This is a genomic window from Mycolicibacterium tokaiense (genome assembly GCF_010725885.1).
Taxonomy (GTDB): domain Bacteria; phylum Actinomycetota; class Actinomycetes; order Mycobacteriales; family Mycobacteriaceae; genus Mycobacterium; species Mycobacterium tokaiense.
Window position 1 is genome coordinate 3926768 of record NZ_AP022600.1, and the last position, 14876, is coordinate 3941643.

A 14876-nucleotide genomic window follows, 5' to 3' on the forward strand; every position below is an offset into this window, starting at 1 on the left:
AAGGAGCCGAGATGACATCCCCGCAACGTACCCCCGTGGTCACCGAGATGGCCGTCGTCCCAATCGCCGGGCACGACAGCATGCTGCTCAACCTCAGCGGCGCCCATGCGCCCTTTTTCACCCGCAATCTGGTGCTCCTCACCGATTCCGATGGTCGCACCGGCGTCGGTGAGGTTCCCGGCGGTGAGCCGATCCGACGCACCCTCGAGGACGCCCGCGCACTGGTGATCGGTCGCGGCATCGGGGACTACCACGCGGTCCTGGCCGCCGTCGGGGCGGCATTCTCGTCGCGGGACGCCGGCGGCCGCGGTGCGCAGACCTTCGATCTGCGGGTGACGGTGCACGCGGTGACCGCAGTCGAGTCGGCGATGCTGGATCTGCTCGGTCAGTATCTGGAGGTCCCGGTCGCGGCGCTGTTGGGGGACGGTGTGCAGCGCACCAAGGTGCAGGCGCTCGGATACCTGTTCTTCATCGGCGACCGCACCAAGACCGACCTGGCCTACCTGTCCGACGAGACTGCCACCGACCCGTGGCTGCGGGTCCGGCACGAGGAGGCACTGACTCCCGAGTCCGTCGTCCGGCTCGCCGAAGCCGCCTGGCAGCGTTACGGTTTCGCGGACTTCAAACTCAAGGGTGGTGTGCTCCCCGCTGCAGAGGAAGCGGCCGCCGTGACCGCGCTGGCCGAGCGATTCCCCGATGCGCGCATCACGCTGGATCCCAACGGAGGCTGGCTGCTCGACGACGCCATCCGCACGTGCCGCGGGCTGTGTGACGTGCTGGCCTACGCCGAGGACCCGGTGGGGCCGGAGGGCGAGTTCTCCGGACGTGAGGTGATGGCGGAGTTCAAGCGCGCCACCGGCTTGCCGACCGCCACCAACATGATCGCGACCGATTGGCGTGAGATGGGACATGCGATTCGTGCCGGCGCGGTGGACATCCCGTTGGCCGACCCGCATTTCTGGACCATGAACGGCTCGGTGCGGGTGGCGCAGCTCTGCGATGCCTGGGGTCTGAGATGGGGATCGCACTCCAACAACCACTTCGACGTGTCGCTCGCGATGTTCACCCATGTGGCGGCCGCAGCGCCGGGCGACATCACCGCCATCGACACCCACTGGATCTGGCAGGACGGTCAGCGGATCACCCAGGAGCCGTATTCGATCGTCGACGGGTACTTGACGGTTCCTGATCGCCCGGGCCTCGGTGTCGATCTGGATATGGAGGCCGTGGCGGCCGCTCACGAGCTCTACCAGAAGGAGGGCCTCGGCGGCCGCGACGATGCGATCGCCATGCAGTACCTGGTTCCGGGGTGGACGTTCGACAGCAAGCGGCCGGCGCTGGCATGAAGGTTCTGGTGAACGATGTCAATCTGGTGCCTCACCGGGAGCGCTTCGAGGCCGGACTTGCGCCGTCGGTCGAGGTGGTGTGGCGGCCCGGGGCCGGTGCCCGAGAGCTGGCCGACGACCTCCGGGACAGTGAGGTGTTCGTGGGCAGCCGGTTCGGCGCCGAACATGCCGCTGCTGCCGAGAAGCTCGCGCTGATACACGTCGCCGGTGCAGGCACCGACAAGATCGACTTCGCTTCCCTGGCGCCGGGTGTTCTGGTGGCCAACACTTTTCACCACGAGGCGTCAATTGCCGAGTACGTCGCGGCGATGGCGGTGCTGCTGCGCCGCGATTTCCTGACCCAGGATCGTGCGCTGCGGGACGGCCGGTGGGCCACATCGGTGTATGACCGTGAGATTCCGCAGTCGCCGACGGTGCGCGGTGCGCGGGTCGGGTTCGTCGGCTTCGGGCACATCGGCCAGCAGGCCTGGAAGCTGTTCCAGGCGTTCGGCTCGACCGGCGTGGCGGTGACGGGTTCCGGCCGGGTGGACGCGGGGGAGTACGGGCTGCAGTGGGCGGCAGACACCACGTCGCTCGATGTGCTGATGCGCGAGAGCGACATCGTGGTGGTGTCTGCGCCGCTGACCGAGGACACCACCGGCATGATCGGTGGTGCGCAGCTGCGTGCGCTCGGCCCTCGCGGTGTGCTGATCAACGTCGGGCGTGGGCCGTTGGTGGTGGAGCAGGACCTGTTCGAGGCCCTGCGTGATGGTGTGATCGCGGCGGCGGCCATTGACGTCTGGTACAGCTACCCGGGACTCGACGGCCGGGGCGCGCCGAGCACCGTGCCGTTCGCCGAGCTGCCCAACATTGTGATGACGCCCCATTCGTCCGGTGTCACCCGCGACACCTTCCAAGGCCGCGTCGACGACGTCGTCGCCAACATCGTGAGGCTGGACCGCGGCGAGCCGCTGCGAAATGTGGTGAACAGGCCTTAAAACGGTGGTGGTCTGTTCCATTCGGCGACGTGGGTGTCGTTGAGTTTGCGCTCGGACCGGATGCGGTAGGCGCGTTGTCGGGCGTGGTTGCGTTTTCGGTGTGTGGGGATGTGGTTGATTTTGCCGGGCGGGGTGGGTGTCGGCGGCGGGGTGGTGATCGGGGCTGAGGTGGTGTTGATGGTGGGGAAGTAGAGGCGGCTGGCGGGTTTGCTGGTGTAGGTCTGTCCGGTGGGGGTGGTGATGGTGATGGTGCCGTCGGGGGCTTGGCTGTCGGTCCAGCCGGTCCAGAAGGTTTTGCCGAAATGGTGCAGTTTGCAGTACATCTTGCCGCCGGAGGCGTGGGTTTTGCCGGCCGGCCAGGGGGTGGTGTGATCCCATTCGCAGAACTGGGCCGGGCGGTCGCAATTCGGGAACCGACACGTCAGATCGCGGGCGGTGGTCCACTCCTGCAGGGCTGTTGACGGGCGGTACCGCTGTTCGGGGTCCGTTCCCGGTGCGGTGAGGTGGCGGACTGGTGCGCCGCGGGCGATGAGCGCGGCGATCAGCGGCGCCGGCATCGCGCCGAAGCCCACCAGGATGCCCGGCGGCGGATTGGGTGCGCAGGGTGCTGGCACGGCATCGTCGGCCTCGACAGGTGCATCCTGTTCCGCGACGGGAGCGTCGTGTTCTGGTGTGGCCTTGCCGGCCTCCCCGTCCACCTCGGGCTCGGGCCCGGTCTCGGTGGGCGAAGCCTGGTCCACGCCGGGCGCTTCGTGTTCTTCTGCGCGCCGGCATTCGGCAGCCGGGCCGTCGTGGGAGGCCTGGTTCTCGCGGGCGGGTTCGGGTTCGCCGTCGAGGGGGACGCGGGTGCCGTCGGGGTAGACCAGGGTGATGTCAGTGTGCGGCTGCCGCGGGTCTGGCGGCAGCGGTGTGTCGCCGTCCATCAGTGGATCGGGCTGTGCGTCGAGGGTGGCCGCTTCGGTGTAGATGTGCACCACCACCTGCGAGGCCCGTCCATCATCGTCGGCGGCGGCGGGGCAGTCCGGGTTCCCGCACTGACACGCCAGGTGGAAGAACCCGGCTCCCAGCGCCCCGTGGGCATCAGCGCGGCGCTGATTCAGGGTGCGGGGGTCGTCTGTGCAGACCCCTTTGGCCATCGCGGTGATCCGCTGCCAATACAGAGCGGCATCGGCACCGGTGAGGCGCAGCAGGACCTCGGTGACCCCGTCTTTGGTTTCCAGGATCTCCACACCGCGGTCGCGGACCCGCACCCGGACCTGCCGCACCGCCGCCGGGTCGTACCGATTCACCCAGACGTCGATGGCGTTGTCGAGTTTCTTGACCGATAGGGCACCCCAGGTGGTGGCGGCCTCGGCGAGGTGGGTTTCGACGACGGCGAGTACGTCGGGGTCGATGATGTTGGTGGTGCGGTGCACGATGCGTCGGGCGATGTATTCCGAGATCTGCCCGCCCAACAACAACTCAGCGATCTTGGGCAACCGGGTGGCCAGCGCGAGGCCGATTTCCATGTCGTTGGAGGCGCGGCCGTGGCTGGTGTCGCTGGCCAACGAGATCTCCGCGGCGGCGGACTTCCAGGCGGCTTCGGTGTCCTCGACGGTGTCGTAGTCGTCGGTGTAGGTGCGGCTGGTCTTCTCCGCGATGAACAACAACCGGTGGGCGGCGACGGTGGCGGCCAGGGCGGTGTAGGTGGTGATCGCATCGTCGAGTTGCACGTCGGTCATCTGCGACCGGAGCTTGTCAAGACTTTTGTGTATGAGCCGCGTTGGTTAGTACGCTGGTTAGTAAATGTATGGCTCTAGTCGGTCTGGGTAGGCCAGGACCAGGGCGCCTAGTGCGTGCTTCCACCCAGTGACGATGGCGCCTTCGACGAGACGGTTACTTTGCTTGTACCGCTGGGGCGTCGTTCGGTCGCGGTGACGAACGCGTTCTCGGGAGCGTTTGTCTTCGATATCGCAGATCGCAAGCCACAAAGCTTCACTGCCGCTTGATCATTCGGGAAATGACCACGATTCTTGATGATTTTGCGGAGTTGATAGTTCAGCGACTCGATGGCGTTGGTGGTGTAGATAATTTTGCGGACGGCCGGCGGGAACGACAGAAACGGAATGAAGCGGTCCCAGGCTGCCTCCCAGGCTCGAACCGTAGTCGGGTACTTCTTCCCCCAAGCGGACGCGGCGAACTCGTGCAGAGCGATTTCCGCGGCATCGATGGTGGGTGCGGTGTAAATGAGGCGCAACGCAGAGGCCACCTGTTTGCGATCGCCGTAGGCAACAAAACGCATCGATGACCGAAGGAGATGCACCGTGCATGTTTGCACGATGGTCTGCGGCCACGTCGCGGCAATCGCGTCGCCGAAGCCGGTTAGCCCATCCACACAGGCGATGAGCACGTCCTTAACGCCACGATTGGCCAGCTCAGCGCACACTCCAGCCCAGAATTTCGCTCCTCGGTGGGCTGGACCCAAATCCCCAGCACGTGGCGGATCCCGTCCATATCGACTCCGACAGCGATGTGAGCGGACTTGTTTCGGACCTGATGACCGTCGCGGATCTTGATCACCAGAGCGTCCAGATAGACGATCGGATACATCGGATCCAGCGGCCTGCGCTGCCACTCCAGGACCTCTTCGAGCACCGCGTCGGTGATCTTGCTGATCGTCTCCCGCGAGATCTCGGTGCCGATCGTGGTGGCCAGGTGATGCTCGATGTCGCGGACGGTCATCCCGCCGGCATAGAGGCTGATGATCATCGAATCCAGTCCACCGATGCGCCGCGAGCCCTTCGGAACCAGCATCGGAATGAAGCTGCCGTCACGGTCACGTGGAATGGCCAGGGTGACGTCGCCGACCTCGCTAGAGACTGTCTTGGCGCTGAAACCGTTGCGGGCGTTGGGAAGTACCCGCCCAGCGGGATCGCCCTTGTCGTAGCCGAGATGGCCGGTCAGCTCCGTCTGCAGGCCGCGCTCCAGGACCGCCTTGACCATCTCCTGCAGAAAGCCACCTTCGCCAGTCAACTGCAGCTCACCCGCGTCGATCTTGGCCAGCACGTCGTCGAAACCGCCCGAGGCCTTCAACGCCTCGAACGCCTGCCGGCCTGACTCCAGCCGGTCTACTTCCTCGCCGTTATCGCCGTCACCGGCCTGACTGTCCTGCCGAACAACCATGGACATCATCGTGCTCCATCTGGCTCATGCAGCTCCTACACAAACCATCTGACACGCCCTGCGACCGCGCTGCGCAATCGGGCAACCCTGCGAACATGACCCCACGATATAGACCGGGTCCGACAAAACGTGCCCGCCGAAAACAGCAGTGACAGATGAGTTTTGCACGAACATCGAGTGTGGACTTGATCCCCGTCACGCCGCTGCAAACGGGTCTCAACTCCACACTCGAGCAACCGACACCCGCACCGCCCTGCAGAAGTGGCAGAGCGGAATTCACCCGTGCCGAGCGTGCGCACACTGCACACAAACCACGGCGCCCCCGTACAAACACGCACGCTCGGCGGTAGAGGTGGGGGGGTGAGTGCGGACTGGGTCCACGCCTGCGGTCGTTCTCACCGGGCCCGGGGTAGCTTCGGTGTCACTGATCGGGAGGGCGCCGTGGGAACCACAATGGAAATGGCGTGCGATGAGCGCCGGGAGTTCGCCGATTTTCTCGCGGGCCTCGCACCTGAGCAGTGGAACGTACGCAGCCTGTGCAGCCGGTGGCGTGTGCGCGACGTCGTCGCGCACACCATCGGCTACGACGAACTCAGCGCCGCCGATCTGGCTGCTCGCTTCGTACGCGGTAGGTTCCTCGTCAATCGAATCAATGCGATCAGGACAGGCGAGCTGGCTGCCCATCCGCCCGAAGAACTGGTCCAGATGGTCCGGGACCATATTCGTCCGCGCGGGTTGACGGCAGCATTCGGCGGCATGATCGCGCTGGTGGATGGCACGATCCATCAGCAGGACATTCGGCGGCCGTTGAACATGCCGCGCACCATTCCGGCATGCACGGGGAGTCAGGCTCGTTGCCACCGACTTCGAGTGGTCACATGGAAATGGGCCGGAAGTTCATGGGGCCGGAGAAGCGCTTCTGATGGCGATGGCCGGCCGCAGTGACGCACTCCGACAACTCGATGGATCCGGTAAAAGCCTTTTTGCGCAACACATCTGACGCACACAACCCCACGCTCGGTACCTCAGCGCCCCGACTGTAGCGCGGCATCGATGGCGTCTGCGTCCAGGATGGTGTCGAGGATGAGTGCCGCGCTCCCGATCACCGACGATCGCTCACCGTGGGTGGCGGGAACCACCTGCAACGTGCGGGTGGCCAGCGCGGTGGCGTTGCCGTAGAGCGCCTCGCGCAGACCGGCCACCAACAGGTCGTAGGCGCCCATCATGTCGCCGCCGATCACCAGGACGGCAGGGTTGAGCACGTTGACCAACGGTGAAACCGCTTCGCCCACAAGGCGTCCGCTTTCTCTGATCAATCGCCGGGCTTCGGAGTCACCGCGATTGGCCAGGTCGATGACGTCGCGTAGATGCCCGACGTCGTGTCCCTGGTCGCGCAGCGCGCGCACCAACGCCCACCCGCTGGCCACGGTCTCCAAGCAGCCGGTGTCTCCGCATCGGCACGAGAGATTGTGCGCAGCAGGAACTTTGTTGTGCCCGTATTCCCCTGCGGCGCCCACTGCGCCGCGCTGCAGCATGCCGCCGGAGATGATGCCGGCGCCCAGGCCGGTGGAGAGCTTGAGCAACACCAGGTCGTCCACGCCGCGGTACTCACCGTGACGTTCGGCCAGCGCCATCACGTTGGCGTCGTTGTCCACCAGGACCGGCGCGGCGGTGAGGTCGCGGAAGTAAGGCCCCAGCGGAACTCCGTCCCACCCGTTCATCACCGGTGAGTCCAGGCTGCAGCCGCGTTCCTGGTCGACGGTGCCGGGCAGGCTGACCCCGACGCCGAGTACCGCGGACGGCAGCAGGCCGGCTTCGGTCACCAGTGCCTCGAGACGCTTGACCAACTGCGGCATCAACTGTTCGGGACCCACGCCCACGTGCTCGTCGATGTCGGTGACAGCCAGCATCCGGCCGGCGAGGTTGCACACGGCCAGATGGGTGCGGCTGCGGCCGATGGCGGCGGCCAGCACCGCGCCGGCGTCGGAGTTGAAGGCCAGCAGCGTCGGTGGCCGCCCACCGGTGGACAGGCCCTCCTGCCTTTCCACCACCAGTCCGCGGTCGGTGAGGTCGGCAACCCGGGCAGCCACCGCAGTGCGCGACAGGCCGGTGATCCGGCGGATGTCGGAACGGGTGGTGGCCACCGCGTCGCGGATCAGCGCGAAGATCTCGCCGGCGCTGGCCGGCGTCCCTGAGGACCCTGAAGCGGTGCGCGGCCGACGGATGATGCGCCTCCTACGAGGAATAAGTGCGTGAAAACTGGGTTGCAACCATCTAAACAAGCTGAACAAATGATCAGCAAGAGCTGTAATCATCCTCACTTTGTCCTTAAAAAGGCTAAAGTCGGTTGGGCTGATGCTAAAAGTCCCGATAGAGTCGGGACGTCCGGGCGCTCCGCAACGCGGCGAGTGCCAGCCGAGACCCCCCGGGGGTCTCTTGTCCAGAGTCGCCGCACCCGAAAGTTGACCGTGACCCTCACTGCTTCCCGCCCGTCGGTCTCTGCCGCCGTCGTCGCGCCGCCGCCACCTGTGCTCCGGCTCGCGGTCTTCGCGCTGGCCCTCGGCGGTTTCGGTATCGGAACCACCGAGTTCGTCGCCATGGGACTGCTGCCCGACATCGCGACCGGCATGAACATCTCCGAACCCGTCGCCGGCCACGTCATCTCCGCCTACGCGCTCGGCGTGGTGATCGGTGCTCCGGTGATCGCCGCGCTGACCACCCACCTGTCGCGTCGCGTGCTGCTGCTGAGCCTCATGGCGGTCTTCACGCTGGGCAACCTGGCCACCGTGCTCGCGCCCGACTACTACACGCTGATCGCGGCCCGGTTCGTCGCCGGCGTTCCCCACGGCGCCTACTTCGGAGTGGCGGCACTGGTCGCGGCCCGCATGATGGGACCGACCCGACGCGCCAAGGCCGTCGCGCAGGTGATGACCGGACTCACCATCGCCACCGTCGTCGGTGTGCCCATCGCGTCCTGGCTGGGCCAGGGCCTCGGCTGGCGCAGTGCCTTCGCGCTCGTGGTCGTGATCGGCATGCTCACCCTGGCCGCCATCTGGGCCTGGCTGCCGGAGCTCGGCAACAGCCACATCAGCAGCCCGCTGACCGAACTGAGTGCGCTCAAGCGGCCCCAGGTGCTGCTGGCGCTGGCCATCGGGATGGTCGGCTTCGGAGGCATGTTCGCCGTCTACACCTACGTGGCCACCACGATGACCGATGTCGCCGGTATGTCACGCGGCCTGGTGCCGCTGGCGCTCATGGTGTTCGGCGCGGGCATGGTGGTCGGCAACATCGTCGGCGGCCGCCTGGCCGATGCCTCGGTGATCCGCAGCCTCTATCTGACCATCACGTCGCTGGGGGTGATGCTGGCCCTCTTCGTGCTGGCCGCCCACAACCCGTGGACCGCGCTGCTGCTGCTGTTCGGTATCGCGGCCAGCGGATCGGCCATGGCACCGGCTCTGCAGACCCGGTTGATGGATGTCGCCGCCGACGCCCAGACGCTCGCCGCCGCGCTCAACCACTCCGCCCTCAACGTCGCCAACGCTGCCGGGGCCTGGATCGGCGGCCTGGTGATCGCGGCGGGCTTCGGATACACCGCACCTGCCGCGGCCGGGGCCGTGCTGGCCGCCGGTGCCCTGGTGGTGCTCACCGCTGCGGTGCTGTTGCAACGCAAGAAGGGGGGTGCGGCGTGAACCAGCACGGCACGCACATCGAACGTACCCGGGTGGAACTGTTCCTGCCCGGCGGCAGAAAATTCACCCTGACCCTGCGGGGGAAGGGATTCCAACTCCTGAAGGTCGCCCCCGCGAGGTAAACCCATGTCTGTCACCGAGAACGTCGTCTATCGGACGCTGCCCGACGCCGGGTCCATCACCTACCGGTCGATACCGGGTGGATGTAGTGGAGTCGCGGACTCCCTGGCGCAGGCCCGGGTGCGCTACCGCGGCGAGCTGACCGCACTGCTCGACGTCGACCGGCACGAGTTGCCTCCGGTGGTCGAGCATGTCGAAGCCAAGGTGGCCGGCATGTGGGTGCGCAGCAGAGTCGGTGCGGTGCACCGCGACCGGCTCACCGACCGGATGTTCCTACAGCGACTCCTGGGCCCCGGAGAGCTCCAGGACCAGATCCGCACGTATGTCACCGACGTCGACGCGGTGGTGGTGCTGGCCGAACCCGAGGACCCGGTGGCCACCGTGCTCGATCAGATGGACCGCGATGACGCGGTGGTGGTCACCTTCCCCGACGACCGGGCCGGCCTGAGCTGGACGGCCATTCATGGTCCGAGCGCCAGTGGTGCCGAGGAACTTCCGGTCGCGCGCGTCGCCCCGGGTCTACGGGACTGCCCCATCGAAGCTTTTGTGCACACCTGCGCCGGTGGTACCCAGGCGGTACGCCTGGGCCCATGGGACCTGGCCCGCGCCTCCTAGCGGGTGCGTGCCGCGTTGCTGCGGCCACCGTGCTGGCTGCGTCCGCCGCCGGACTGACCGCGACCGCTGCGCGCACCGGGCTGGCCGCTGCGTGCATTGGACTGGCCATTGCGGTTTCGGCCACCCTGCCCACCACGACGAGATCCGCCGGCGCGGTTGTGCGCCTGAGGCTGCGGCTGCTCGACCCTGGGAGTCGGGGCCTGGTAGGGGGCCACTTCACCGACGAGAGCCTGCACCGACGCCGAGTCCGGCGCCACGTCTTCGGGTTTGACGGTGATACCGGCCTTGCGCAGCAGGGCCTGGGTGTCGCGGCGCTGCTCGGGCAGCACCAGCGTGACGACATCACCGGCGCTGCCGGCCCGTGCCGTGCGGCCCGAGCGGTGCAGGTATGCCTTGTGTTCCATCGGCGGGTCGACGTGCACCACCAGCTCCACGTCGTCGACGTGCACACCGCGGGCGGCGATGTCGGTGGCCACCAACACCCGGGCCGCGCCCGAGCTGAATGCGGCGAGGTTGCGGTCGCGGGCCGGCTGAGAAAGGTTGCCGTGCAGGTCAACCGAGGGCACACCGGCGTCGGTGAGCTGCTTGGCCAGCTTGCGGGCCTGATGCTTGGTGCGCATGAACAGGATTCGGCGGCCGGTGCCCGACGCCAGCTGGTGCACCAGACGTTTCTTGGCGTCCACCCCGGCCACGTGGAAGACGTGGTGGGTCATGGCGGCCACCGGCGAGTTGGCCTCGTCGATGGAGTGCATCACCGGCTGATCGAGGAAACGGTTGACGAGCTTGTCGACACCGTTGTCGAGGGTCGCCGAGAACAGCAGCCGCTGCCCGCCGGACGGGGTGGCGGCCAGGATGCGGGTGACGCCGGGCAGGAAGCCGAGATCAGCCATGTGGTCGGCCTCGTCGATCACCGTGACCTCGACCGCATCCAAGCTGATTTCACGCTGGCGCATCAGGTCTTCCAGGCGGCCGGGGCAGGCCACCACGATGTCCACACCGCCGCGCAGGGCGCTGACCTGACGGCTCTGCGACACCCCGCCGAAGATGGTGGTGACGGTCAGTCCGTTGGCCTTGGCCAGCGGCTCGAGGGCCGCGGTGATCTGGGTGGCCAGCTCGCGGGTGGGCGCCAACACCAGGCCGGACGGGCGGGCCGCCCGGGTGCGGGTGTCGGCGAGGCGGCTGACCAGCGGCAGCGAGAACGCCAAAGTCTTTCCGCTGCCGGTCTTTCCGCGCCCGAGCACGTCGCGCCCGGCGAGCGTGTCCGGCAGCGTCTTGGACTGGATCGGGAAGGGCTGGGCGATTCCGCGGTCAGCGAGAACGCGGACCAGCGCCGGGGACACACCGAGGTCGGCGAAGGTCATGGAGGAGTGCACAGGGGAAGTCAAAGTATGCCTTTCGGGGCATCGGTGGCGACAATGCCGGTGGGCAAGGTCGTTCGCCGCGAAAGGAGCCGGTTCAATTGCGCGAATCCACCTCAGGCGGTGGCGAGAAGGTCTCGGCGCGCTCGTTCAGCGACGTACTGGTGTGCGCGTGAGCGCTGCCAGCGTTGAGCTCAGCCTACCGCACCAGGCGGTGGCAGCTGGAATCCCGACGAGCCGGTGTGACCAATCCGGCAGTATTTGTCCTCGTTGTCCCACAGATCGACGGTCTGGACACACCAGAACGCGGCAAATCCCGTCACCAGGATGGCCTCGACGATCAACACCACCCCACCGGGCTGCAGCAGCGCCGCGGCCACCAGGGCGATCGTCATGACCCCGACGATCACGACATAGGCCTGGGTGATCTTCCGCGGTCCAGCACCCGGGCGCTTCGGCCGGCGCGCGGAGTACCACGCGTAGTGCGCCACCACGGCGATGATCGCGGCGAACATCGCGATGGCAGCCACGTCATGGGCCCACTCGACGAACACCCCAGGCCACCGCCACAGCACCCCAAGACCGGCGAGCACCAGCACGGCCTGCACCGCGTGTGCCAGCCACACCCAGCCCTGCGCGGGGTGCGGGGCCGGCCACCGTGGTTGCGGGGCGGGATCGATGGCCCGCACGGCGGCGTAGAACGCGATACCCACTGCGGTGGCGGCCGCCAAGGCGGTGAGATTGTTCGGGACGGCTGCGGTCGCGTTCCCCAGTTCGGGCAGCCACAGCCCGCACGACGCAGGCGTTCCGGCGCACGGCGGGCGGGCGGTCGGCACCAGCGCGACGATGAATGCCAGAAAGCCCGCCGAGTTCGACAGGACATCTTCGGTGGCTGTGCTGCCCTTGTAGGCGATCAGGCCGAGGCCCACCGCGCAGAGCGCACCGGTGAGCGCCGCGTGCGAGGTGGTGTAGAAGTAGGCGCTGATCGACGGCTGCCACCGGCCGGTGGTCGCGGTGGTGATGGCCACCGAGACGGCCAGAAACACCACCGCGCCGACCAATCCGATCCGCAGGTATCGGTAAGTCCACACTTCGTCGCCGGGACCCCGGCGCCACGGCGTCATCGCGTCAGCAGCAGCGCGCACCGGGATGTGCGTCGGCGGCGGCGTGGCGCACCCGCCAGTACTCCCGTTCGTCGATCACCGGCTCGCCTGGATGTGCGCGGGCGCGGTGTGCCACATAGCGGTGATAGTGGTTGTCGCCCATCAGCGATGAGCAGAACCACCTCACCGTGGCGCAGAACCGACCGAGCTCGCTTGCGAATCGACGTGTGCGTCCCATTGTTTCTGCACCTCCTTCTCGGCGTGCGTCGCGATCATGCCGGACGGCGCAAAGATCCGGGACGGCACCGGATCGTCCTCGCTCAGTGGTAGCCCCCGGCCCCTGATGGCCTGCAGCGCGGCCACCACTCCCGCGACGAACACGATGACAACCAGGACCGCGAAGATGATCGACAAGCTGCCCTGGATGAAGGTGTTGCGGATGACGGCATCCAGCTGCCCCGCGTCCTTGGCCGCCCCGAAGGCGGTCTCGCCGGCGTCGCGTGCGTTGCGGTACTGGAAATGTTGGGTCCAGTAGCCGACTTTCGGGTCACCCGAGAAGATCTTCTGCCACGACGCGGTGAGCGTCACCACCAGATCCCACAACAGCGGAACCCCCGGGATCCAGGCCCACTTCAGCAAGCCTTTCTTGATCACCACCACGGTCACCAGCGTCAACGCAATCGCGGCGAGCAGCTGATTGGCGATACCGAACAGCGGAAAGAGGGTGTTGATACCGCCCAGCGGGTCGGTGACCCCCATCAACAGGATCGATCCCCACGCGGCGACCACGACGACGCTGCAGATCCAGGCACCGACCCGCCAGCTGGGGTTGCGCAGCTTCTTCATCGGGCCACCGAGATTGCCCAGACCGTCGGACAGCATGAAGCGGGCAACGCGGGTGCCGGCGTCGACGGTGGTCAGGATGAAGAGCGCCTCGAACATGATCGCGAAGTGGTACCAGAACGCCTTGAGTGCGGTGCCGCCGAAGACCTGATGCAGCACCTCCGACATGCCGAATGCCAGAGTTGGTGCGCCGCCGGTACGCGAGATGATCGAGCTCTCACCAACACTCGCTGCAGCCTCGTCGATCTCCCCGGGTGTGATCGGTGCACCGGACAAGCCGAGACCGTTGACATACTCGGCGGCGGTCTCCGCGGTGGTGCCGGTGGCCGCGGACGGTGCGTTCATCACGAAGTACAGATGCTGGTTCAGGATGCAGGCGGTGATCAACGCCATGATCGCCACGAACGATTCGGTGAGCATGCCCCCGTAACCGATCAGCCGCATCTGGCTTTCCTTCTCCAGCAGCTTCGGTGTGGTGCCTGAGGAGATCAGCGAATGAAAGCCTGACAGCGCTCCGCACGCAATGGTGATGAACAAGAACGGAAACAGTGATCCGGCAAAGACCGGACCGGTCCCGCTGGCTGCGAAGCTCGAGATGGCGGGCGCCTCCATCACGGGCCTGGCCAGCACGATCCCGATGGCCAGCAAGATGATGGTGCCGACCTTCATGAACGTCGAGAGGTAGTCGCGGGGTGCCAGCAGCAGCCAGACCGGCAGCACCGAAGCTGCCAACCCGTAGATGATGATGCACCACGACAGGGCCACCTTGGAGAGCGTGAACCATTCGTTGCCCCAATCGGTTTCGGCGACCCAGCCGCCGGACGCCACGGCCAGCAGCAGCAGGACCACGCCGATCAGGGACACCTCCGACACCCGCCCGGGCCGGAGGAACCGGAGGTAGAGCCCCATGAAGATGGCGATCGGGATGGTCATCGCGATCGAGAAGACGCCCCAGGGGCTCTCGCTGAGGGCGTTGACCACCACCAGCGCCAGCACCGCCAGCAGGATCACCATGATGACCAGCACACCGACGATTGCCGCGACGCCACCGACCACACCGAGTTCGTCGCGGGCCATCTGGCCCAGGGACCGGCCCCGGCGGCGCGTCGAGATGGCGAGCACCAGGTAGTCCTGGACGCAGCCGGCCACCAGCGCACCGATGATGATCCAGATGGTGCCTGGGAGATAACCCATTTGGGTGGCGAGCACGGGGCCCACCAGCGGGCCGGCGCCGGCGATCGCCGCGAAATGATGACCGAACAGCACGCGGCGATCGGTAGGCATGTAGTCGGTGCCGTTTTCGAACACCTCGGCCGGGGTGGCCTGCTCGTCGCGGGGCCGCACGATCTTCATCTCGATAAGCCGTGCGTAGAAACGGAATCCGATGACGTAGGTGCAGATCGCGGCGATCACGAACCAGACGGCGTTGACGGTCTCACCGCGGAAGAACGCAATGACCGCCCACGCCACCGCACCCACCACGGCAACGATCGCAAAGATCGCCCTGTGTTTGCCAGTGATCGGGGACCGGTCGATGATCGCGACCGGTGGTGCATTCTTGTCGGTGCGTAGGTAGGTGATGTTCCCGTCGTGCTGCTCTTCGGTGATGACGCCCTGCGACGGCGCAGAAGATGAAGCCATGAGGGGAGTCTTGCACCGGCGC

Annotated in this window: 10 protein-coding genes and 2 pseudogenes; 5 read left to right on the forward strand and 7 right to left on the reverse strand. The window is 66.8% G+C overall.

The features are described from left to right. The first annotated feature begins 11 nt into the window (after positions 1-11). Both G6N58_RS19135 and G6N58_RS19140 read left to right on the forward strand, forming a co-directional pair. Positions 12-1346 (forward strand): enolase C-terminal domain-like protein, encoded by a 1335-nt coding sequence (locus G6N58_RS19135; protein WP_115281412.1) that lies wholly within the window; start codon positions 12-14, stop codon positions 1344-1346. Beyond that, positions 1343-2323 (forward strand): 2-hydroxyacid dehydrogenase, encoded by a 981-nt coding sequence (locus G6N58_RS19140; RefSeq protein WP_115277647.1) that lies wholly within the window; start codon positions 1343-1345, stop codon positions 2321-2323. The genes G6N58_RS19135 and G6N58_RS19140 overlap by 4 nt, the downstream gene beginning before the upstream one ends. On the opposite strand, the gene G6N58_RS19145 is transcribed toward G6N58_RS19140, so the two are convergent. After that, positions 2320-4044, reverse strand: a complete 1725-nt coding sequence (locus tag G6N58_RS19145) for a DUF222 domain-containing protein (RefSeq protein ID WP_115277646.1) — start codon at positions 4042-4044, stop codon at positions 2320-2322. The genes G6N58_RS19140 and G6N58_RS19145 overlap by 4 nt on opposite strands. Before the next feature lie 57 nt (positions 4045-4101). Next, positions 4102-5485, reverse strand: a pseudogene (locus tag G6N58_RS19150) (IS256 family transposase). 453 nt (positions 5486-5938) lie between these two features. Here G6N58_RS19150 and G6N58_RS19155 point away from each other — a divergent pair. Beyond that, positions 5939-6485 (forward strand): annotated as a pseudogene (locus G6N58_RS19155) (maleylpyruvate isomerase family mycothiol-dependent enzyme). Between the two features lie 25 nt (positions 6486-6510). Here the strand turns inward: G6N58_RS19155 and G6N58_RS19160 are convergent. Continuing rightward, a complete protein-coding gene (locus tag G6N58_RS19160) occupies positions 6511-7710 on the reverse strand; it encodes an ROK family transcriptional regulator (RefSeq protein ID WP_407664197.1) in 1200 nt (399 codons plus the stop codon). Positions 7711-7953: 243 nt separating this feature from the next. Here G6N58_RS19160 and G6N58_RS19165 point away from each other — a divergent pair, with 243 nt between their 5' ends. Together G6N58_RS19165 and G6N58_RS19170 are read left to right on the forward strand one after the other, a co-directional pair. Next, positions 7954-9174, forward strand: coding sequence for an MFS transporter (locus G6N58_RS19165; RefSeq protein WP_172544959.1), 1221 nt, complete (start codon positions 7954-7956; stop codon positions 9172-9174). A 126-nt stretch (positions 9175-9300) separates the two neighbouring features. After that, entirely contained in the window at positions 9301-9909 is a 609-nt protein-coding gene (locus G6N58_RS19170; RefSeq protein ID WP_115277642.1) for a hypothetical protein, read from the forward strand. Here G6N58_RS19170 and G6N58_RS19175 read toward each other — a convergent pair. The 4 genes from G6N58_RS19175 to G6N58_RS19190 all read right to left on the reverse strand — a co-directional run bounded on the left by G6N58_RS19175 (position 9906) and on the right by G6N58_RS19190 (position 14854). Then, positions 9906-11270 (reverse strand): DEAD/DEAH box helicase, encoded by a 1365-nt coding sequence (locus tag G6N58_RS19175; RefSeq protein WP_232068117.1) that lies wholly within the window; start codon positions 11268-11270, stop codon positions 9906-9908. The two genes, G6N58_RS19170 and G6N58_RS19175, sit on opposite strands and share 4 nt — an antisense overlap. Before the next feature lie 191 nt (positions 11271-11461). Then, the gene (locus G6N58_RS19180) at positions 11462-12412 is read right to left on the reverse strand and encodes a diphosphate--fructose-6-phosphate 1-phosphotransferase (RefSeq protein WP_147289294.1); all 951 of its coding nucleotides are present in this window, start codon (positions 12410-12412) and stop codon (positions 11462-11464) included. Next, on the reverse strand, positions 12396-12533 hold the full coding sequence (locus G6N58_RS31350; protein ID WP_407664143.1) for a YbdD/YjiX family protein: 138 nt from the start codon (positions 12531-12533) through the stop codon (positions 12396-12398). Before G6N58_RS31350 ends, G6N58_RS19180 begins: the two co-directional genes overlap by 17 nt. Positions 12534-12553: 20 nt before the next feature. Beyond that, a complete protein-coding gene (locus G6N58_RS19190; protein WP_163908262.1) occupies positions 12554-14854 on the reverse strand; it encodes a carbon starvation CstA family protein in 2301 nt (766 codons plus the stop codon). Between the last annotated feature and the right edge of the window lie 22 nt (positions 14855-14876).

Bases quoted from the DNA above. Each gene is read 5' to 3' on its own strand.
- G6N58_RS19135 (WP_115281412.1), top strand. From the start codon at position 12: ATGACATCCCCGCAACGTACCCCCGTGGTCACCGAGATGGCCGTCGTC.
- G6N58_RS19140 (WP_115277647.1), top strand. From the start codon at position 1,343: ATGAAGGTTCTGGTGAACGATGTCAATCTGGTGCCTCACCGGGAGCGC.
- G6N58_RS19175 (WP_232068117.1), bottom strand. From the start codon at position 11,270: ATGACCTTCGCCGACCTCGGTGTGTCCCCGGCGCTGGTCCGCGTTCTC.
- G6N58_RS19145 (WP_115277646.1), bottom strand. From the start codon at position 4,044: ATGACCGACGTGCAACTCGACGATGCGATCACCACCTACACCGCCCTG.
- G6N58_RS31350 (WP_407664143.1), bottom strand. From the start codon at position 12,533: ATGGGCGACAACCACTATCACCGCTATGTGGCACACCGCGCCCGCGCA.
- G6N58_RS19190 (WP_163908262.1), bottom strand. From the start codon at position 14,854: ATGGCTTCATCTTCTGCGCCGTCGCAGGGCGTCATCACCGAAGAGCAG.
- G6N58_RS19170 (WP_115277642.1), top strand. From the start codon at position 9,301: ATGTCTGTCACCGAGAACGTCGTCTATCGGACGCTGCCCGACGCCGGG.